Raw genomic sequence first — 20,454 nt, forward strand, 5'->3', positions numbered from 1 at the left:
TCAACAGGCGGCGCCGCAGACCCGGAGCAGGTCGATGTGACGACGCTCGGTCAGTACTCGCCGTGATCTCATGCGGTCATCATGGCATCGAAATTCCATGGCGTCCAGGTAGGAAATTATGGCATTAGCGGTCGCGGCCGTCCGCTGCCAGACTGCGACGCGAGGACCACCGGGAAGACGACCGTGACGACCGGGAGGAAAACGTGATCATCGTATGCGGCGAGGCCCTCGTCGACCTCGTCCCCACCGGCGCCGAGGACACCTGGCGCGCCGTGCCGGGAGGCGGCCCGGCGAACACGGCCGTGGCCGTCGCACGCCTGGGCACCCCGGTACGCCTGCTGTGCCGGCTGTCACGGGACGGATTCGGACGGCGGCTGCGCGACCACCTGACCGCGAACGGCGTGGACCTCGGCCTCGCCGTCGAGGCGACCGAGCCGACGACCCTCGCCGTGGTCGACCTCGACGAGCACGGCTCCGCCGACTTCCGGTTCTCCATGGAGAAGACCGCCGACTGGCAGTGGACTCCCGGCGAACTGCCCGGGTCGCTCCCGCCCGGCACGCGCGCGCTGCACGTCGGCTCGCTGGCCTCGGTCGTACCGCCCGGCGCGGCCGTCCTCCGCACGTGGGCGGCCAGGCATCGCGACGCGGTCACGGTGGTCTACGACGTCAACGTGCGACCCGCCGTCCTTCCCGGGCGGGAGCCGTACCTGGAGCAGGTCGAGGCGTGGCTCCGGGTGGCGCACGTCGTCAAGGCCAGCGAGGAGGACCTCGCCTGGCTCCACCCGGAACGCGACCCGCTCGACACGGCCCGCGCGTGGCTCGCCGAGCACGGCCTCGATCTCGTCCTCGTGACGAGAGGCGCCGCCGGGGCCGTGGCGCTGAGCTGCGACGGTCCCCCGGTTACGGCGGACGGCGTCGCCGTACGCGTGGTGGACACGGTGGGAGCCGGAGACGCCTTCACCGGCGCTTTCCTGCACGGGACGATGGACCGCGGCATGCCGCTCGCGGAGTCCCTGCGCTACGCGGTCCGCGCCGCCGCGCTGACCTGCACGCGCGAGGGCGCGGCGCCGCCGTCACGCGCCGAGGTGGACGCCGGTTTGTAGCTGTTTGATCAGTAACATCCGGATTGTGTGCGATTACGGAGGGTAACGCTAGAGGGGGGAAACCACCACCAGGGGGGAACATGATCAGCACACTCCACAGGATGGGCCTGCGCTCCGGCATGATGTACGCGGCCGGACTGGCCTCGATCGGCCTCGCGGCCGCGTCGTGGTTCGTGTCGAGGAACTACGAAGCCGCGGGCCAGGATCGGGCCGACCGCTGGGGGATCTTCGTCGGCGAGTGGGCACCCACGTTCTTCGGCATAGGGATCGCGCTCCGCATCGAGGAGATGCGCGAGATGAAGCAGAGCGAGATGGCCGATTGGCAGGAGACCCAGCAGCAGGCCATGCGCACCCCTTCACGCGCGGGCGTGTGATGCGCTGATCGTCCGCACCGGGATCCCGTCCTACCGCTTTCCTGTATTGGTCGCGTTTCCGACCTTTCCGGATTTTTCCAGATTCGGGCGTCTCAGCGGCCTCGCTCAGGCGGCCTTCTCCGAGGGCTTCGGACGGCGCGAGTCCTACCGCTTCAGATCGCGCTTCCCGGTACCCCGGGCTCGTCGCCTTCCCGCGTGAGCAGGGCTGCGGCGACGGTCCCGAACCCGCGGTCCCTGCGGCCGCGGGCATCGCCGTACTGGGGCACTCCTTTACGGCTCGTGGCGGACCACGGGGAAGAATGGGCCGGTGAGCACTGACCTCCGTTATCCCGAACCGGCCAATCCGGCGTTCCTCTTCGACCTCGACGGCACTCTGATCGACAGCGTGTACCAGCACGTCATCGCGTGGCGGTCCGCGCTGGCCGGGCTCGGCATCGACCTGTCGGTCTGGCGGATCCACCGGCGCATCGGCATGAGCGGAGGGCTCTTCGTCACCGCGCTGCTGCGCGAGACCGGCCTGTCGCTGACCCAGGAACAGATCGACGACCTTCAGCACGCGCACGCCGCCGCCTACACCGAGCAGATCGACTCGGTGAAGCCACTGCCGGGGGCCATCTCGCTGCTCTCCGAGCTGACCGAACGCGGGGTGCCCTGGGCTATCGCCACCAGCGGGTACGCCGCGACCGCCCGGCGGGCGCTCGACATGCTCCAACTGCCGGAGGACACGCCCATGGTCACCCGCGACCTGGTGCGGCGGGCCAAGCCCGACCCCGACCTGTTCCTCGCCGGTGCCGCCCTCCTGGACATCGAGCCCCGATCCGCGATGGTGGTCGGCGACAGCGTCTGGGACCTGCTCGCCGCGCGCCGCGCCGGCTCGCTCGGGATCGGCCTGCTGTCCGGCGGGTACGGCAGGGACGAACTGGAGCGCGCCGGAGCGTTCCGGGTGTACGCCGACCCCGCCGACATGCTCAACCGCCTCGACGAACTCGGCGTACGCCAGAGCCGGTGACCCGCCCGACGTCCGACGGCTCAGTGTCCGACCACCGATGTCCCGACCACTCGGCGTCCCGACCGGCACAGCCGCTGAGCCGCGTTCCTCTCCTTTGCGGGGCTCCTGTTCAGCCGGTGACGATCATCAGGTCGGCGCGGGCGCGGACGTCGTGGGCGGCGTAGAACCGCTCCTCCTGGTCGGCCCAGCGGGTCCAGTGGGGAAGGTAGACGTCGCCGTCCCGGGCCAGGGCCCGTGACCTGCGGACGTCGTCGGCGGCCTCGACCCAGATCAGGCCGCTCAGGAACGGAGCGGCGCCGCTGGAACCACAGCCGACGCCCTCAACGAGAAGCGCCCCCGTTTCGGGCTCCTCGTGCCATTCGGCGTAGTCTCCCGCGGCCCAGTCATAGCGCCGCCACCGCGCGGGACGCCCCAGACTGAGCGGCCGCAGGACCCATTCCACGAGCGCGTCGACGCCGCCGAGCAGGCCGTCCCAGCCCGGATAGAGATCGTCCATCCGGACGACGGGCATGGTCCACTCGGCCGCGAGCGCCGTGGCGATGGTGGACTTGCCCGCTCCCGACCGTCCCTCGACGGCCAGGACGCGGGTGCGCCCCGCCCGGGCGGGGCGGTCGAGCAACCGCTCGACGGTGGCGGCCGCCTCCGCCGTCAGGCTCGACGCCGACATCGGAACGACCGGTCCCCCGTCCGGCACCGCCACCACGGCGGGCTCCGGTCCCCCGTCCGGCACCGGCCCCACCATCGAACCGGCCGCCGACGCCGCTACCGAACCCGCCGCCGAGCGTGTTGCCAAGCCCGCCGCCGGGCTCACGGCCGGTGCCGGGGTCCCCCTCACCACATCACGTCCCTCGTCTGGCCGACATCAGCCATCCATGATGCGTCGTCAGGCGGCGTAGAACCACTTCGAGGTCCAGATCCTGATCCACTCCCCCGGCGGGTAGACCCGGCCGTTGGTGACGATCCACATGGTGCGTGACCGTACGCAGTCGACGTCGGGCCAGTGGGTGGAACCGTACGCGTTGGAGTTCTTCCCACTGGGGAGGTCGCGGTAGGGGCCGATCGCGCCACAGGTGAAGTGGCTGTTGGCGTCCCGGCTCAGCTGCAGCGTGGCGCCGGTCCGGTTGTAGACGATCCCGCACGGGTTGGTGATACCGCCGCAGGACGCCCCCATCGGGAGGACGACCGAGGCTGTGGACATCGCGGGCGGTGCGGCCGTGGACGCCGAGGCGGCCTGGGCGGCCGGCGCACCGATCAGTGCCAGGAGCGCCGTCGTGGCCCCCGCCGCCGCTCCCCCGGTTCTCGCTCGTACAGAGAACATCGCTTCCCCCTTACTCCGGCGGTTCCTCCGGCGTACGCCGGAGTTCCGATGAGCCGGAGTCCACTGATGTCGATTCGACGGATGTTCCGCGTCACGTCCGCGTTCCCCGGCATCGACATCGTCGGACGCGATCCCGATTTTGCTAACCTCGAAGATTCAAGGGTGTCGTCGTCATCCCCTCGGAGGATCCAGAAGAATGCGGACGATCCTCCTGCAAGTCGAGTCTCCCGGCCCTGGATCCTCCACTCTGGAGATCCCTCCCGGACGTGAGATCAGCTTCGGTCGCGGCGACCTGTCCGCCCCCGTCGACTTCCCACTGCGCCATCCGGGCGTCTCGCGCCGGGCCGGTGTGATCAGGGCCGTGGACGACTACTGGCTGCTGACCAACCTCAGCCGCGCCGCCACCCTCGTGGTCGAGAACCCCGAAGGCGGCGGCGAGTTCCTCAAGGTGGCCCCCGGCAGGGCCGCCGCGCCGGTGCCGTTCGAGTTCGCCCGCGTGGTGCTGCCCGTCGCCGAAGGGTCGTGCTCGTTCCTGGTCTTCGCCTCCCAGCACAGCTACATCGACTTCGACGCACCGGAGAGCACCGCCGGTGAGCCCACGTTGTCGGCGTTCGCCGTGGACGAGTCGGCGAAGTACTTCCTGGTGCTGGTCGCGCTCTGCGAGCCCCGCCTGCGGGACTGCTCGTCGTCGGTCATCCCGACGGTTCCCGAGGTGCTGGAGCGCCTGCGGCATGTCCCCGAAGGCGCCGAGCTGACCCGGCCCGCGGTCAACTTCCACATCGACTATCTGGCCCGGACGAAACTGCGCGTGAAGGAGGCGTCCGACTCGCGGAAGGCCGACTGGCAGCGGGCCGCCCTGGTGTCCGTCGCGCTCCGGTTCGACCTGGTCACCGAAGAGCACCTGGCGCTGCTCGACGGCTGAGCGCTAGTCGACGGCTGAGCACCCGACAGCTGAGCACTGCCCGACGGCCCGGCGCTTCTCACGGCTTGTAGGCGGCGCGGTACCGGCGGACACGCTCCACGTACGGCTGGAAACGGGCCGGAACTCCCTTCTCCTCGCGGATCACATCGTCGGACGAGCGGAACGCCGCCGCCCCCAGCAGGCCGTGGTCGCCGGGCACCCCGGCCAGCAGCGGCAGCCGTACGCACAGGTAGCGGCCGACGGCGGGGATGGAGTCCTCGGGGGACAGCGGAGGCGTGAGTATCTCGCCCCTCCTGTCCGGCGGAAGGTAGTACCGAAGCACCGACGGCGTCCACCGCGCGATGCCGTACTCGTCCTTGGTGGGATCGGACAGGTGCGGGTCGAAGCCGCTCTCCGTTTTCAGGATGGCGGCGACGAGCGCCGGGGTGAGGCCGGGCTCGTCGCACATGGTGCCGGCCTGGACGATCAGGGCGCGATATTCGCGCGGGATGTCGGAGTCGGTACGCAGCCAGCGTGCGTACGGATCGGCCGGACCGTGCGTCGGCGTCGCCCCCGTACCGGCCGCCAGCGTGAGGAGCGCCGCGGCCGCCAAGCCCATGACGGCGCGATGCCTTCTCCGGCTCGGAACGCGTACGGTACCGGCCAGCAGGCGGGCGCGGTGCAGCTGACGCGCCGCCTCGGGCCGGGACCTCGGCCGGGGCGACAGGCAGTCGCCGATCCAGGAGCGCCAGGCGTCGGGCAGGGTGGCGGGGAACGAGAGGGGCCGCTCCCCGGCCGCGTACTCCGCGGCGGCGACGTACCGGGCGCGTGCCGTGGGGGCGTTGAAGGGCAGATGGCCGGTGAGCAGCTGGCAGGCCGTCACGCCCAGCGCCCAGATGTCGGCCGAGGTCCGTACGGCGTAGCCGCGTTCGGTCAGCGGCTCGCCCCAGCGCTCCGGGGGCACGTGATCGACCGAACCGGCCGGGGGGAGGTAGCCGTGGGTCCCGTCGATCTCCGTGGCCAGGCCGAAGTCGGCGAGCCGGATCGAGCCGTCGGCCATGACGAGCACGTTGCTCGGCTTGAGGTCGCCGTGCAACCAGCCTTCGGCGTGCAGGTGCGCCAGCCCCTCGCAGATCTCGATGATCAGCCTTGGCGCGTCCGGAACGGGCGTGCCCGGCGTTCCGGCGCGGAGCAGGTCGGCCAGGGACCTCTCGGCGAGTTCCATGACGAGGACGCAGGCTCCGTCGAGGTCCGGGTCGTTCACATCGTCCACGACGAGTGTCTCCGTGACCCGGACGATGCGCGGGTGCTGGAGCGTGTGGTGCAGCCGGATCTCCCGCTGGGTCATGTCCCGCAGGTGGCGCAGCTGGCGGCGGGTGACGGTGCCGGTGGGGAGGAACTTCAACGCCACCGGCGCCGCGTCGCCGGTCACCGGCCGCCCCTCGTACACGCTGGCCCAGCTGCCGGAGGCGATGGGCCTGGTCACCTGCCAGTCGCCGACGCGGTACCCCGTCGGTACGCTGACCGCCCAGCCCTCTGTATCCACGTGGCGTCCCGCCTTCTCGACGTCACTTTGTCAGCGCCCAGTCAGTGCGAATGGTCAGCGCGCACCGCCATGCTAACCGCTGAGGATCTTCGAATTCGAGGAAACGTCAGGAACGCCGGGAACGCCGGGAACGCCCGCCGAGCCGCTCCCGCGCACGCTGTCTCCGATGCGGGCGCGCGGGCGGCGGCTTCGCCGTACGGTCACCGCTACGCCGCGGGCAGGTCCCGCGTGATCGCGTCAATCCGGCACAGCCGCCCGTCCGGGGCGAACCGCGCGAACAGGTAGACCTGCGTGATCACGACCTTGCCCTTCCGCAGGGTCGCGTGCAGGGTGTACCGGGCCGCGGCCCGGTTGCCGCTCAGCACCTTCTCGTGCACCTCGATGCGGAGGCCCTGCGCGTTCTTCCGCGCGGGCCGGACGTGTGCGACAAGGCGGTCGCGGTCGAGGGAGATCCCGTCGTTCTCGTAGACGAAGTCTGGCGTGTAGTAGCGATCGATCACCTCCCTCGGGTCCTCGTCCCCGAAGGCCAGCTCCTTCGGAAGAGAGGTAAGGAAAGCGGTGAAACGCTGCTCACGCGTCATATCAGAGTCGGGGGTCGAATCGGTTTCCGGGGTCATCTGGCTCCTTTTGGCGTCACGGGCGATCGGGGAAGACGGGGAGACCTACCGGTCCATGAGAACGCTCCCGGTTCTCGGCAATGCTCGCCGTCCGGGCGTTCCCGCGTCGTCGTACGGAGGGAGGCTCCGCGGCTCCTCTCCTCGGCGCGGGCGGCCGGGGTTGTACGCCGACCGGAGTAGCGGAGCTCTCCTCTCACCGTAGGAGGTGTCGGAGCAGCGACCTGGTCTACTGTGCGCGGGATGAGGATCGTTCACGGGTGGCGCTCGTACGCGCCGGACGTGGGGCTGGCGTGCGCCGTCGCCGGGGTGCAGGTGATCGGAGCACTGGCCGCACCGGCGTCCGGACCCCAGCCTCGCCCCGTGGACTACGTGGTGGTGCTGGTCGGTTCGCTGGCACTCGCCGCGTGTCGCAGGGCTCCTGTCGTCGCCCTGCTCGTCACCACGGCCTGCATGCTCGTCTACTCCCTGCGCACGGACCCCGGGCCCTCCGCGGCGTTCCCCGTACTGATCACGGTCTTCGGCGCGGCCAGGTCGGGGCATCGGACTCTGGCGGCGGCCGCGGGCATCGTTTATCTGGGCGGCATCCTCGCGGCCGGGGTGGCGTCCGCCGCCGGGCAGCCCGCGCAGCAGCAGTTCGTCGAGCGCACGGGCCTGCTGGTCGGCTGGTTCGTCGCAGCCGGGGTGGCGGGCACGGTGTCGCGGCATCGCCACGCCTACCTTCAGCAGGCCGAACAGCGCGCCGCCGAGGCCGAGCGGACCCGCGAGGAGGCGGCCTTGCGCCGGGCCGGGGAGGAGCGGCTGCGGATCGCCCGCGAACTCCACGACTCGCTCACCCACAGCATCTCCGTCATCAAGGTGCAGGCCGGCGTGGCCATCCATCTCGCCCGGAAGCGCGGGGAGGAGGTGCCCGCGACATTGCTGGCGATCCAGGAGGCCAGCGGCGAGGCGATGCGGGAGCTCCGCGCGACGCTGGAGGTGCTGCGCGACTCCGGCGACCAGCCGTCCGGCAGCGGGGTCGACCAGCTCGCCGACCTGGTGGAACGGGCCCGCTCCACCGGGTTGCCCGTCGCCGTCACGGTCGCCGGGCCGGTGCGTGCGCTCTCCTCCGAGGTCGATCGCGCCGCGTACCGGATCGTGCAGGAGGCCCTCACCAACGTCAGCCGGCATGCCGGAGCGGCGTCGGCCACGGTACGCGTCGACTATCTGCCGGATGGCGTGTTGGTCCAGGTCGACGATGACGGGCGGGCGGCACCCGGGACCTCTCCGGTATCGGGCGTCGGCCTGATCGGCATGCGCGAGCGGGTCGCCGCCCTCGGAGGCGTGCTGCGCGCCGGACCGCGCCCCGAAGGCGGGTTCACCGTACGCGCCGAGTTGCCCACGGAGGATCGGATGCTCAGCGTGGGGAGCGGGAAATCCGCTGATCACGCCGTGGATCACGAGGCGGGAGAATCATGATCCGCGTGCTGCTCGCCGACGACCAGACCCTCATCCGCGCGGGGTTTCGGGCCCTGCTGCAGGCCGAGGACGACATCGAGGTGGTCGCCGAGGCCGCCGACGGGGAACAGGCGGTCGCGCTGGCCGCACGGCACCTCCCGGACGTCGCCCTCGTCGACATCCAGATGCCGGTGATGGACGGCATCGAGGCCACCCGGCGGATCGCCGCCGACCCGGCGCTGGCCGGGGTCCATGTGGTGATCCTGACCAATTACGGGTTGGACGAGTACGTCGTCAACGCGCTGCGCGCGGGCGCGGCCGGATTCATGGTCAAGGACACCGAGCCCGGAGACCTCCTGCACGGAGTCCGGGTCGCCGCGCGCGGGGACGCGTTGCTCTCCCCCGCCATCACGCGCAGGCTGATCGGCGAGTTCGTCTCACGCCGTCCGGAGTCCGCCCCCAGGGAACTGGACGTCCTCACCAATCGCGAGCGTGAGGTGGTCGCGCTGGTCGCCCGCGGCATGTCCAACGACGAGATCGCCGCCCATATGGTGATCAGTCCGACGACCGCGAAGACCCATGTCAGCCGCGCGATGATCAAACTGCACGCGCGCGACCGCGCCCAGCTCGTCGTCCTCGCCTACGAGTCCGGCCTGGTCACCCCCCGTTCCTGAGAGCCTTGGCGGACCGGCAGGGTGGTCGGGGTCAGGTCGGGAGCCGGGGGACGGCGGCGACGAGGTCCCGCGTGTACGGGTGCCGGGGCAGGAAGAAGACGTCGTCCACGTCGCCCTCCTCCACGGCGCGCCCGTCCTTCATGACCAGCACCCGGTCGCTGATGTGGTGGACGACCCCGAGATCGTGGGAGACGAACAGCAGGGCGGTGCCGTCCTCCGCCTGGATCTCGGCCAGCAGGTCCAGGACCTGGGCCTGGATCGACACGTCGAGCGCCGAGACCGGCTCGTCGCAGACGAGGACGTCGGGCCGGGGGCCGAGCGCCCTGGCGATGGCGACCCGCTGGCGCTGGCCGCCGGACAGCTCCCGGGGATGGCGGGCGGCGAGGCCGGGGGCCAGGCCGACGCGTTCCAAAAGCTCCAGGGCGCGGGCCCGGCGCTCTCGCCGGGGAAGGCCGTGCAGCGGTTCGGCGACCAGGCGGCCGACGGTGTGGCGGGGGTCGAACGACTCCAGCGCGTTCTGCGAGATCAGCTGGATCGCCGGACGCCGGGGGCGGCGCCGCCGTTCGCGGACGCCGCTCCAGCGCCGGCCGTGCAGGCGCACCTCGCCCGATCCGGGGTCGAGCAGGCCGAGGGCGAGCCGGGCCAGTGTCGTCTTGCCCGATCCCGACTCCCCCACGACGCCGAGGGTCTCGCCCCGGTGGAGGGTGAAGGAGACGCCGTCCACCGCGCGGCGGGAGCCGTACGAGAGGGACAGGTCCGTCGCGGCGAGGACCTCCGGCGCGTGGCCCGGCGTCCGCTCGGGCAGCGGCACGGCCGGGGCGGACAGCCGGGTGCCCCTGGACGAGGCCGAGGGCACGGCCGCCAGCAGGGACCGGGTGTACTCGTGGCCGGGCGACGACAGCACACGCTCGGTGTGCCCCTCCTCGACGACGAGCCCGTCCTTCATGACGAGGACGCGGTCGGCGAGCGACGCGACCACGGCCAGGTCGTGGCTGATCAGCAGCACCGCCGTGCCCGCGGCCTTGCGGTCGGCGAGCAGCCGGAGGATCTGCGCCTGCACGGTGACGTCGAGCGCGGTGGTCGGCTCGTCCGCGATGATCAGTTCGGGGTCGGCCGCGACGGCCGAGGCGATCAGCGCGCGCTGCCGCAGCCCCCCGGAGAGCTCATGCGGGTACTGCCCGGCCCGGATCTCGGGATCGGGGATCCCCACGGTGGCGAGGAGTTCGAGAACCCGGGCCTTACGGCCGGGCCGGGGCACGACGTCGTGGACGGCGAGCACCTCGGCGATCTCGTCCCCGACGGTGCGCAGCGGATCGAGCGAGACGAGCGCGTCCTGCAGGACCAGCCCGGCGAACCGTCCGCGGAGCCGCCGCCAGTCACGCGGGCCGAAGCCCAGCGCGTCCCGGCCCGCCATCGTGAAACGGGACGCCCGCACCACCGCCCCCTGCCCGGCCAGCCCGAGCAGGGAGCGCGCGGTCACGCTCTTGCCCGAGCCGGACTCGCCGACGACGGCCACGCACTCCCCCGGGGCGACGGACAGCGACACACCGCGTACGGCCTCCACTCCGGCGGAGGGGAAGGAGACGCGCAGCTCCTCGACGGCCACCAGCGGTTCGCTCGCCACGCGTACCGCCGTCCGGACGCTCACCGGCTCCGTCATGGGGTCCTCCCCTCGAAGCGGCGCTGCAGGCGCCGGCCGATCACGGTCAGGCAGACGACGGTCAACGTGATCGCCATGCCGGGGAACAGCGCCTCCCACCAGGCGACCCGGAGATAGTTGCGGGCCTCGGAGAGCATCGCGCCCCATTCGGCGGCGGGCGGCTGCGGTCCCATGCCGAGGAAGCTGAGGCCGGAGGCGGCGATGACGCCCTGCCCGAGCCCGATGGTGGCGAGCACGGGGATCGGGCCGAGCACGTTCGGCAGCACGTGGCGCGCGGTGATCGCGGCGTGGGGCAGCCCCGAGGTCACCGCCTGCTCGACGTATCCGGCCCGCCGTACGACGAAGGTCTGGGCCCGGATCACGCGAGCGTAGTTCGGGATCTGGGCGATGCCGATCGCCAGGATCACGTTTCCGGTCCCGGGGCCGGTGATCGCGATGACGAGCAGGGCGAGCAGCAGTTCGGGGAAGGTGGACAGCACGTCGAAGGAGCGGGCCAGCGCCTCGTCCACCCACCGGTGTGACAGTCCGGCGGCCAGCCCGAGCAGCACGCCCGCGGTCACGGCGAGGCCGGTGGCCAGGACCCCGATGCTGAGCGAGTGCCGCGCGCCGTACACGATCCGGGCGAGCACGTCCCGGCCCAGGTGGTCGGTGCCGAGCCAGTGCTCCGGGCCGGGCGGCGCCAGGGCGCGCAGCGGATCGGCCGCGAGCGGGTCCACGTCCGTGACCAGGCCGGGTGCGACGACGGCGACGGCGAGCAGGGTGAGGAAGAGTCCGGCGAGGACCGCCCCGGGGTGCGGCCGGTAGGGCCCGCGGGTCACGGCGGCGGCGACCGCGGCGGTGGTCATCGCACGCTCCTCAGCCGGGGGTCGATGAGCCGGTAGGCGAGGTCGAGCAGGGTGCTGACCGCGACGTAGACGACTGCGGAGAGGATGACGACGGCCATGACGACAGGCATGTCCTTCCCGGTGACGGCCAGCATCGTCACCTGGCCGAGGCCGGGGCGGCCGAAGAGCGCCTCGATGATGACGGCCCCGCCGAGCAGCACGCCGGTGAACCAGCCGACGAGCGTCACCGCGGGGAGCAGCGCGTGGCGGAGGGCGTGCCTGGCGACGAGCGCCCGCTCGGTGAGCCCGCGCGACCGCGCGGTGAGGGCGAAGGGCTGTTCCAGCGCGCGCTCCAGTCCTTCGCGGAGCACCTGGCCGAGCACTCCGGCGATGGGGAGGCCGAGGGCCAGGGCCGGGAGGACGAGCGCCGTCGGATCCCCCGCGCCGGAGACGGGGAACCAGCCGAGCGTGAACGAGAAGACGGTGAGCAGCAGGATGCCGATCACGAACGGCGGGACCGACACCGACACCAGTTCCGCCGCCGAGGCCGCACGGCGCAGCCGGCGCGCCCTGCCCGCCGTCGCCAGTGCGACGGCGACGGCGAGCAGGACGCCGGTCGCGGCCGCGGCGAGGGTGAGCCGCACGGTCGGGCCCACCTGGGTGGCGAGGATGTCGCCGACTCCCCGCTGGAGCTGGTAGGAACGGCCGAGGTCGCCGTGGAGGAGGCGGCCCAGATAGCCGAGGTACTGGACGATCTCGGGCCGGTCGAGCCCCCATTCGCGGATGATCTGCGCCCGGATCCCGGGGGTGTCGGCCCCCTCCCCGATCAGGATGTCCACGGTGTCACCGGGGGCCAGCCGCAGCGCGCCGTAGGCGGCGGTCGCGGCCGCCCACAGGACCGCCAGCCCGGAGCCCGCCCGGCGCGCCACCGGTCCGAGCCACCGGAGCGCCGGGCCGAACCGGCGGGCCGCCGGGCCGGGCGGGGGCGGCGCCACCGGCCCGGCCGCGGCCTCCGGCGTCCGGGTGGCGGTCATGTGCCGACCCGGACGTCGTACGCGCTGCGCGGGGTGCCCGCCACGGGGTCGAAGCCGAGCCCCTGCACGGTCGCGCGCGCGGCGATCTGGTCGGCGGGGACGTAGATCGGGAAGACGATCGCGTGGTCGGACACCACCGCCCGCTGGACCTGGCCGTAGAGCTTCTTCCTCTCCGCGGTGTCGGAGCTGGCCGACGCCCGCGCGAGCAGCTTCTCCGTCTCGGGATCGTGGAAGCGGGTGCGGTTGATGGCCGCGCCCTCCGGAAGGATGAGGTTGAGCGCGGCTCCCACGTCGGAGTCGCCGCGCGAGTTCTCGAAGACCTCGTACTCGTTGTCGTCGAGCGCCTTCTGGGCGGTTCCCTGATCCACGATCTTGACCTGGAAGTCGATGCCGGCGGTCTGCTTCACCTGGGCCTGGATGGCCTGGGCGAGGATGTCGCGGCGGTCCCGCACGAACGGCGCGGAGGCCACGGTGCGCGCGGTGAGCCGCTTGCCGTCCTTGACCCGGTAGCCCTCCGCGTCCCGCGTGGTCCATCCGGCCGCGTCGAGGAGGGCGTTCGCCTTCGCCGCGTCTCCTCCGTAGGTCTTCTCCAGGGACGGGTCGTAGAACGGGCTGGTCCGGGCGACGACGCTCCACGCCCGCGTCGCGGTCCCCCGGTAGACGGAGGCGAGGACCGTGTCGAGGTCGACGGCCTCCCGGAAGGCCCGCCGTACCCGCTCGTCGTCGAACGGCGGCCGCGAGGCGTTGAAGTAGTACGAGAACGACGTGCCGGAGTTGAGCGCGGACTGGAAGGTGAGGCCCGGATCCGCCTTGACCAGGGCGACCTCGGTGGCCGGGACGCCCTCGATCACCTGCACCTGCCCGGAGGTGAGCGCCCCGACGCGTACGGCCGCCTCGGAGAGGAAACGGTAGGTCACCTCGGACAGGTACGCGGGCCCCTGGTGGGCGGCTCCTTCCGGCGCCCAGTGGTAGGCGGGGTTGCGCCGGTAGTGCACTTCCTGCCCCTGGACGTACCGGTCGAGGATGAACGGTCCGGTGCCGACCACGTCGGCACCGCCCGCCTTGAGGTCCTTGGCGGATTTCAGGGACTTCGGGGACACCTGCCCGCCGAGGGGCGAGGAGAGGAAGTCGAGGAACAACCCGTCCGGCTCCTTCAGGGTGATCTTCAATGTGGTCGGGGACACCACCTCCGCCAGGTCGAACGCGTGCAACTGGATCGCGGCCACCGCCGGGTTGTATCCGGGCACCAGGAACTGGTCGAGGTTGGCCTTCACCGCCGCCGCGTCGAACCTCGTCCCGTCGTGGAAGGTCACGTCGTCCCGCAGCTCGAAGGTGTACGTCAGCCGGTCGGCGGAGATCTTCCACGACTTCGCCAGCCAGGGGACGAACCCGCCGTCCGCGCCCCGGGCCACCAGCGCGTCGAACTGGTTGAACACCAGCAGCCTGGCCTTGTTCTGCGCCCACAGCTGGGGGTTGAAGGTGATCGGCTGCGTCTCGATCGCCCAGGTCAGCGAGCCGCCGCCGGACGCCTTCCCGGACACCTCGCCTGTGGTCCCCTCCGAGGAGCCGCACGCGGTCAGGGCGATGAGCAATATCAGAGAAAGTCCGCTTCTGGTCAGCTTCACTGGTACGCCTCCTGGTCTTTCCGCCGGGACATGGCCCCGCCGCTCCGTACGGCGCCTATTCGGCGCCGGCTCAACGCCCGTTCAGCGCCTGCCCGGCGCCACGCCGACGCCGCCGCCCGCGGGCCAGGGTCACCCGTTCTCCCACGCGGCGGCGAGCAGTTCGTACGAGCGCACCCGGTCGGCGTGCCCGTGGGTGATCGTGGTGACGAGGACCTCGTCGGCTCCGGTCGCCCGCCGGAGCACCCGCAGTCCCGCGACGACGGTCTCCGGCGAGCCGACGAACTGGGTCTCGACCCGGTCCGCGACCAGCGCCCTGTCCCACGCGGTCCAGGGGAAGGCGTCGGCCTCGGCCGGAGTGGGGTACGGCGGGGCGCCCTTGGCGGTGCGGATGCGATGCACCCACAGCGCGTACGGCTTGGCCAGCTCGCGTGCCGTCGCGTCGTCCGGCGCGACGACCGCGTCCGCGGAGACGAGCACGTACGGCTCGGCCAGCACCTGCGACGGCGTGAACGCGTCCCGGTACGCCTCCACCGCCTCCAGCACCGTGGCCGGGCTGACGTGGTAGTTCGCGGCGAACGGCAGGCCCAGCTTCCCCGCGAGCCGGGCGCTCTGCCCGGCGCTGCTGCCGAGGATCCACAGCGCCAGGTCTGCTCCCTCGCCGGGTACGGCGTGCGCGGTCAGACCGTCGGCGGAGCGGTAGGTCCCGCGAAGGAACGCGATGATGTCGTCCACCTGCTCGGCGAAGTCGGGGGTCGACGCGCCGGGCTGCTGGAGCAGGGACTCCTGGAAGGCCAGCTCGGGTGAGCGGGCCAGTTCGGCGTAGGAGAACGGCGCCGGGATCAGCAGTCCGTCGACGGTGCGCCACCCGGCCGGTCCCCGGTCGGCCGGCTGATCGGGGCCGGACGTGGACGCGGATCCGGTCTCGGTTGCGGACTCGGCCCTGGACGCGGATCCGGACTCGGGTGCGGACTCGGGTGCGGACTCGGCCGTGGTCACGGACTCGGCTGTGGAGGCGGAGTCGCGGCCGGACGCGGACTCGGCTGTGGAGGCGGAGTCGCGGCCGGACGCGGACTCGCGGGCGGCGAACTCCTCACGGCGGCGGCCGGACCGGCCGATGCCGAGGTCGATCCTCCCGGGGTGCAGCGCGTCGACGAGGCCGAACTGCTCGACCACGGCCGCCGGCGTCTGGTGCCCGAGCAGCACCGCGCCGGAACCGACCCTGATCCGGCGCGTCGCGGCGGCGATCAGGCCGACGAGCACGGCGGGTGCCGAGCCGGCCACCCCCGTGGCGAAGTGGTGCTCGGCCACCCAGAACCGGCGGTAGCCGAGTTCCTCGGCCCGGCGGGCGAGGTCGACGGTGTTGCGCAGCGCGTCGGCGACGCCGCCTCCGGAGGGAACCGGCGACAGGTCGAGGATGGAGAGCGGAACGGTCATGACAGCCTCCCGGGGAAGGGTCTGCTGGGGATCTCCTTGCGCAGCACCGGGGCGATCTCCGCCTGGAACAGCTCAAGCGAGGCCCGGTGCCGTGCGGGAGGCAGGCCGTCGGCGTCGGCCTGCACATGCATCACCTCATGACCGAACCGATCGTGGTAGCGGTGAACTTTGTCGATGATCTGCTGCGGGCTGCCGACCAGGAGGGAACCGCGCTCGATCGCGTCCTCCAGCGAGTGGAACACCGGGGGGACGCCGTGCCTCCTGAACGTCTCCTGGCGCGCGGCGAAGATCGGCCGGTAGGTCTCGATCGCCTCCTGCGAGGTCCGCGCGACGTGGAGCCCGGCGGTCCCCGCGCCGACCAGGGCGTCGGCGGGGTCGTGCCCGTAGTGCGCCCAGCGTTCCCGGTAGTGGTCGATCAGCTCGCCGTACGGGTCGATGGGATTGGTGACGTTCGCGGAGAACAGCGGGTCGCCGTACCTCGCGGCGAGGTCGACGGACTCCTTGCTGGTGGCGCTGCCGTGCCAGACGCGGACCGGCCGCTGGAGCGGGCGCGGCCAGGTTTCCGCGTCGGTCAGCGACGGCCTGAACCGCCCGTCCCAGGTGACCCTGTCCTCGCGCCAGAGCCGTCGGAACAGCTCGTATCCTTCGCGGTTGCGCTCCCACTGGTCCTCGGGGGTGACGTGGAAGAGCTGCGCCTGCGCGGTCCCGTTGCCCTTGCCGATGATCAGTTCCAGGCGCCCGCCGGAGAGGTGGTCGAGCGTGGCGTAGTCCTCGTACGCCCGGACCGGGTCGAGCAGGCTGAGCGTGGTGACGGCGGTGAACAGCCGGATCTCGGACGTCTTCGCGGCGATGTGGCTGAGCACCACCGGCGGCGACGAGGAGATGAAGGGACGCTCGTGCCGCTCGCCCACGCCGAAGCCGTCGAACCCGAGTTCCTCGGCGAGCACGGCGTTGTCGACCACCTCGCGGAACCGTTCCGTGGTGGACGTGCCGGAGCCGGCGGACGCGCCGGACCTGGTGGACGTGGTCGGACCGGACGCTGCGGAGCCGGCGGTGTCGTGCACGATCAGCGTGATGGCCAGGAACTTCACGACGTGGTCGCCTCCTCGTAGCGGCTCACGGGGCGGGGCAGGCCGAGCAGCCCGCGCAGGGTGCCCGCCTCGTACGCGGCGCGGAAGGCACCCCGCCCGCGCAGCACGGCGGTCACCTCGCGGGTGATCCGCTCCAGGTCGTACGGCACCGCCGCCGGGCGCAGCCGGTATCCCTGGATCCCGGCCCGCTGCCAGTCGAGGAGCAGGTCGGCCAGTTCGCCCGCGCTACCGGTGAAGATCGCGGCATCGGAGGTGAGCTCGGCTCCGGCGAGCTCGTCGAGCCGTGCCCCGCGCTCGGCCGCCTCGGCCGCGTCGGCGCCGAGGATGACGACGAGATCGGCGAAGATCTTCAGTGGCGCCCCGTCCCGGGGAATGGCTCGCACCTCCTCGACGATCCGCCGCGCCTCCTCGCGGTCGTGCGGGGTCACGTAGACGACGTCGGCCGACCGCGCCGCGAACTCGTACGGCACCCGCGCGTGGGCGAGCGCGGTGACGACCGGCTGCCCCTGCGGGGAGCGCGGCGTGATCGAGGGGCCCTTGACGGTGAACCAGCGCCCGGAGAAGTCGATGTAGTGCAGCCGGTCCCGGTCGACGAACCGGCCGGTGGCCACATCGCGGATCTCGGCGTCGTCCTCCCAGCTGTCCCAGAGCCGGCGGGCCACCTCCACCGCGTCGGCGGCCTCCTCGAAGAGGTCCCCGACGTGGCGATCGTCCAGGTGCTCCGGATCGAGCACGGGGAAGTCCCTGCGCCCGAAGTGCGCGGCCTCGGCCCGCCGGCCGGAGACCTGCGCCCGCCAGCCGGCCCGGCCGCCGCTCACGTGGTCGAGAGTGGCGATGCCGATCGCCACGTGGAACGGCTCGGTGTGGGTCGTGGTGGCCGTCGGGACGATCCCGATCCGCGACGTGAGCGGTGCGACCCGCGCGGCGAGAAGCACCGCGTCGAACCGGCCGCGTACTTGGTCGGTCCGGCCGTCCGGGCCGTCGGGCGCGGTGGACTGCGGGCCGAGCGCGTCCTCGATGGTGACGAAGTCGAGCAGCCCGCGCTCCGCCTCCGTCACCAGGGCGGCCCAGTGGCGCGCGCTGAACAGGTCGCGGGGCCGCGCGCCTTCCTCACGCCATGCCGCCGGGTGCCAGCCGGCCCCGTCGAGCGCGACGGCGAGGTGCAGGGGCGTCGTCATGACTCTCCTCCCGGTACGGCCGCGGGTACTGCCGTGGGCACTGCCGGGGGCACCGCCGTGGGCACGGCTTCCGGCACGAGGCGGGGTGCGTCGCCCGGTGTGGCGGCTGGTACGGCCTCCGGTGAGGACCCGGGCACGGCGAGTCCCAGGTGATCGCGGAGCGTGGTGCCCTCGTAGGCGGCGCGGAACACGCCGCGTTCCTGCAGCAGCGGCACGACCCTGTCGACGAAGTCGTCCAGCCCGCCCGGGGTGAGGTGCGGGACGAGGATGAAGCCGTCGGCGGCGTCCGCCTGGACGAACTCGTCGATCCGCCGGGCCACCGTCGCGGGCGATCCGACGAACGACTGGCGGCCGGTCATCTCGATGACGAGCTGCCGGATCGTCAGGTTCTTCTCCTCGGCCACGGCCCGCCATTTGGCGGCGACCGCGGCCCGGTCGGCGACCTGGACCCGCCCCTGCGAGACGCCGCCCTCCTGTTCGGGTTCGACGTCGGGCAACGGCCCGTCGGGGTCGTACGCCGACATGTCCCTGCCCCAGATCTGTTCCAGGAAGGCGATCGCCGTCTGGGGGCTCACCTGCAGGCGGCGGATCTCGGCGGCGTGCTCGGCGGCCTCCTCATCGGTGTCGCCGAGCGCGAAGGTCGCCGCCGGCATGATCTTCAACTCGTGCCGCTCGCGCCCGTAGCGGGACAACCGGCGCTTGACGTCGGTGTAGAAGGCCCTGCCCTCCTCCAGCGTGCCGTGCCTGCTGAAGATGACGTCCGCGGTCGAGGCGGCGAACTCACGGCCCTCGTCGGAGTCCCCCGCCTGGATGATCACGGGGTGGCCCTGGGGAGCGCGCGGGACGTTGAAGTGTCCCTCGACGGTGAAGTGCGGCCCGTCGTGGCGGACGGCGCCGACGTCGCCGTGCCGTACGAAGTGGCCGCTCTCCTGGTCGGCGACGAGGTCGCCGGGCGCCCAGGAGTCCCACAACTCGCGTGACACCCGGACGAACTCGGCGGCCCGGGTGTAGCGGTCGGCCCGGTCGAGGTAGCCGCCGCGCCGGAAGTTCTCCCCGGTGAAGGCGTCGGAGCTGGTCACCACGTTCCACGCTGCCCGGCCCTCGCTCAGGTGGTCGAGCGTCGCCAGCCGCCTGGCCAGCTCGTACGGCTCGTTGAAGGTGGCGTTGACCGTACCGGCCAGCCCCAGGCGGCCGGTGACGGCGGCAAGCGCGGCCAGCACGGTGAGGCTCTCGGGGCGCCCCACCACGTCGAGATCGTGGATGCGTCCCTTGAGCTCGCGCAGCCGCAGCCCTTCCGCGAGGAAGAAGAAGTCGAATCTGCCGCGCTCCGCCGTACGGGCCAGGTGGACGAAGGAGGCGAAGTCGATCTGGCTGCCCGAGCGGGGGTCCGCCCAGACCGTGGTGTTGTTCACGCCGGGGAAGTGCGCCGCCAGGTGGACCCGCTTGCGTGGCAGTGCATCGGTGGAAGTGGTCACATGGGTTCCTCTCCGCAAATGCCTAGTAAAAAAGTAGGAAATAAGGGGAAAGGTGTCAAGGGTCGGAAATCAGGCGGTTCATGACCTCTCAGAAGATCGCCTGACCCCGTCGGAAGGCCGACCGGCGGGAACGGCGGGCCGGGACAGCACAGGCCGCGGACACGACCGGCACGCACGCGGCGGTGCCGTCGATCAAGCCGGTGTCCGGTCGCTCCGGTCGGTCTGGTCGGTCTGGTCGCTTCAGTCGGTCTGATCGGTCGTCATCCGGACTCCGGCGGAAAGGACCGGCGCACGGCGTACGGCAGCACTGCAAGAGCACGAGCGCATGAGAGCACGAGAACGCGGCGTGACGGCCGGGCGCCGAATCCGGGCCCGTCGCCGAACCACCGCCGTCCGGGGGACGGCACCCGATCAGACGTCGAGGCTCAGAGGGACCGAACGGTAGGTGCGCCAGATCGTCACGTCGTACCCGATGGCGAGAGCGGCACCGAGCAGCAGGGGCGCACCCACGAGGCCGAGCGGCCCGGTGAGCAGCGCGGTGGCGACGACGGGGCTCACGGAGACGGCGACGCTGCGGGCGATGCCGGCCATGCTGGCCGCCGCCGTGCGCTCGCTCGGTCGCACGATGGCCGCCGTGAACGCCTGGCGCGCCGGTACGTCGATCTTCGACAGGGTCTGGCGCAGCAGGAGCAGGGTGATCGCGCTGCCCAGATCGGGGGCGAAGGCGACACAGGCGAGGATCAGGTTGGACACGAAGTGCGGCACCAGCATCGCGGCGAGCAGTCCACGGCGCGCGGCCAGCAGGGGCGCGGCGAGCTGGGCGAGGGCGGGCAGCAGGTTCGCGGCGAAGAAGACCAGTCCGAGTTGCGTCGTGGTGGCGCCGAAGCGGTGCGCGAACCACCAGGCGAGCACCGCCTGTACCACCAAGCCCCCCGCGAAGGCGTCGACGGCGAACAGCCCCACAAGACGGCGTACCTGACGCGGCAGCCGCGGCATCGCCGCCGGGGCGGTCCCCGCACGGGAGGCAGCGGGGGTCCCGCCTGCGGAGACGGGCACCGCGGCGGCTCCGGCAACCGGCTCGACCTGAGTGGTAGGCGCGGCGGCTCCGGGAACCGGCTCGACCTGGGTGGCGGGCCGGGCTTCGGAGAGGCTGGAGG

General features: G+C 72.2%; 18 protein-coding genes and 1 pseudogene. 6 read left to right on the top strand and 13 right to left on the bottom strand.

The window, feature by feature from the left end; translation table 11 throughout:
• The first annotated feature begins 203 nt into the window (after nt 1-203).
• The 3 genes from IMZ11_RS25030 to IMZ11_RS25040 all read left to right on the top strand — a co-directional run bounded on the left by IMZ11_RS25030 (nt 204) and on the right by IMZ11_RS25040 (nt 2,486).
• Complete coding sequence (locus IMZ11_RS25030) at nt 204-1,103, top strand: carbohydrate kinase (protein WP_228644788.1); 900 nt, start codon at nt 204-206, stop codon at nt 1,101-1,103.
• A gap of 80 nt (nt 1,104-1,183) precedes the next feature.
• Nucleotides 1,184-1,477, top strand: coding sequence for a hypothetical protein (locus IMZ11_RS25035; RefSeq protein WP_228644789.1), 294 nt, complete (start codon nt 1,184-1,186; stop codon nt 1,475-1,477).
• Nucleotides 1,478-1,784: 307 nt separating this feature from the next.
• A complete protein-coding gene (locus IMZ11_RS25040; protein ID WP_228644790.1) occupies nt 1,785-2,486 on the top strand; it encodes an HAD family phosphatase in 702 nt (233 codons plus the stop codon).
• A gap of 109 nt (nt 2,487-2,595) precedes the next feature.
• Here IMZ11_RS25040 and IMZ11_RS25045 read toward each other — a convergent pair whose 3' ends face one another.
• Nucleotides 2,596-3,216 (bottom strand): hypothetical protein, encoded by a 621-nt coding sequence (locus tag IMZ11_RS25045; protein WP_228644791.1) that lies wholly within the window; start codon nt 3,214-3,216, stop codon nt 2,596-2,598.
• 153 nt (nt 3,217-3,369) lie between these two features.
• Entirely contained in the window at nt 3,370-3,804 is a 435-nt protein-coding gene (locus IMZ11_RS25050) for a hypothetical protein (protein ID WP_228644792.1), read from the bottom strand.
• A 196-nt stretch (nt 3,805-4,000) separates the two neighbouring features.
• Here IMZ11_RS25050 and IMZ11_RS25055 point away from each other — a divergent pair, with 196 nt between their 5' ends.
• Complete coding sequence (locus IMZ11_RS25055; protein WP_228644793.1) at nt 4,001-4,726, top strand: FHA domain-containing protein; 726 nt, start codon at nt 4,001-4,003, stop codon at nt 4,724-4,726.
• A gap of 58 nt (nt 4,727-4,784) precedes the next feature.
• On the opposite strand, the gene IMZ11_RS25060 is transcribed toward IMZ11_RS25055, so the two are convergent.
• Both IMZ11_RS25060 and IMZ11_RS25065 read right to left on the bottom strand, forming a co-directional pair.
• Nucleotides 4,785-6,251, bottom strand: coding sequence for a serine/threonine-protein kinase (locus IMZ11_RS25060; RefSeq protein ID WP_228644794.1), 1,467 nt, complete (start codon nt 6,249-6,251; stop codon nt 4,785-4,787).
• Nucleotides 6,252-6,457: 206 nt separating this feature from the next.
• The gene (locus IMZ11_RS25065; RefSeq protein ID WP_228644795.1) at nt 6,458-6,868 is read right to left on the bottom strand and encodes a nuclear transport factor 2 family protein; all 411 of its coding nucleotides are present in this window, start codon (nt 6,866-6,868) and stop codon (nt 6,458-6,460) included.
• A 240-nt stretch (nt 6,869-7,108) separates the two neighbouring features.
• On the opposite strand from IMZ11_RS25065, the gene IMZ11_RS25070 reads away from it, so the two are divergent.
• A complete protein-coding gene (locus tag IMZ11_RS25070; protein ID WP_228644796.1) occupies nt 7,109-8,323 on the top strand; it encodes a sensor histidine kinase in 1,215 nt (404 codons plus the stop codon).
• A complete protein-coding gene (locus IMZ11_RS25075) occupies nt 8,320-8,976 on the top strand; it encodes a response regulator transcription factor (protein WP_228644797.1) in 657 nt (218 codons plus the stop codon). The genes IMZ11_RS25070 and IMZ11_RS25075 overlap by 4 nt, the downstream gene beginning before the upstream one ends.
• 31 nt (nt 8,977-9,007) lie before the next feature.
• Here IMZ11_RS25075 and IMZ11_RS25080 read toward each other — a convergent pair whose 3' ends face one another.
• The 9 genes and pseudogenes from IMZ11_RS25080 to IMZ11_RS25120 form a co-directional block, all read right to left on the bottom strand.
• Nucleotides 9,008-10,636: an ABC transporter ATP-binding protein gene (locus IMZ11_RS25080; RefSeq protein WP_228644798.1), complete on the bottom strand. Its 1,629-nt coding sequence runs from the start codon at nt 10,634-10,636 to the stop codon at nt 9,008-9,010.
• Nucleotides 10,633-11,481, bottom strand: coding sequence for an ABC transporter permease (locus IMZ11_RS25085; RefSeq protein WP_228644799.1), 849 nt, complete (start codon nt 11,479-11,481; stop codon nt 10,633-10,635). The genes IMZ11_RS25080 and IMZ11_RS25085 overlap by 4 nt, the downstream gene beginning before the upstream one ends.
• On the bottom strand, nt 11,478-12,494 hold the full coding sequence (locus IMZ11_RS25090) for an ABC transporter permease (RefSeq protein WP_228644800.1): 1,017 nt from the start codon (nt 12,492-12,494) through the stop codon (nt 11,478-11,480). Before IMZ11_RS25090 ends, IMZ11_RS25085 begins: the two co-directional genes overlap by 4 nt.
• Nucleotides 12,491-14,119: an ABC transporter substrate-binding protein gene (locus tag IMZ11_RS25095; RefSeq protein WP_228644801.1), complete on the bottom strand. Its 1,629-nt coding sequence runs from the start codon at nt 14,117-14,119 to the stop codon at nt 12,491-12,493. Before IMZ11_RS25095 ends, IMZ11_RS25090 begins: the two co-directional genes overlap by 4 nt.
• A 129-nt stretch (nt 14,120-14,248) precedes the next feature.
• Nucleotides 14,249-15,553 (bottom strand): LLM class flavin-dependent oxidoreductase, encoded by a 1,305-nt coding sequence (locus tag IMZ11_RS25100; protein WP_228644802.1) that lies wholly within the window; start codon nt 15,551-15,553, stop codon nt 14,249-14,251.
• On the bottom strand, nt 15,550-16,644 hold the full coding sequence (locus IMZ11_RS25105; RefSeq protein ID WP_228644803.1) for an LLM class flavin-dependent oxidoreductase: 1,095 nt from the start codon (nt 16,642-16,644) through the stop codon (nt 15,550-15,552). The genes IMZ11_RS25100 and IMZ11_RS25105 overlap by 4 nt, the downstream gene beginning before the upstream one ends.
• A complete protein-coding gene (locus IMZ11_RS25110; protein ID WP_228644804.1) occupies nt 16,641-17,822 on the bottom strand; it encodes an LLM class flavin-dependent oxidoreductase in 1,182 nt (393 codons plus the stop codon). The genes IMZ11_RS25105 and IMZ11_RS25110 overlap by 4 nt, the downstream gene beginning before the upstream one ends.
• Nucleotides 17,819-19,297: an NtaA/DmoA family FMN-dependent monooxygenase gene (locus IMZ11_RS25115; protein WP_228644805.1), complete on the bottom strand. Its 1,479-nt coding sequence runs from the start codon at nt 19,295-19,297 to the stop codon at nt 17,819-17,821. The genes IMZ11_RS25110 and IMZ11_RS25115 overlap by 4 nt, the downstream gene beginning before the upstream one ends.
• Nucleotides 19,298-19,708: 411 nt before the next feature.
• Nucleotides 19,709-20,454, bottom strand: a pseudogene (locus IMZ11_RS25120) (hypothetical protein); the annotation flags it as partial.

This window comes from Microtetraspora sp. AC03309, from assembly GCF_020826795.1.
Classification (GTDB): Bacteria; Actinomycetota; Actinomycetes; order Streptosporangiales; family Streptosporangiaceae; genus Microtetraspora; species Microtetraspora glauca.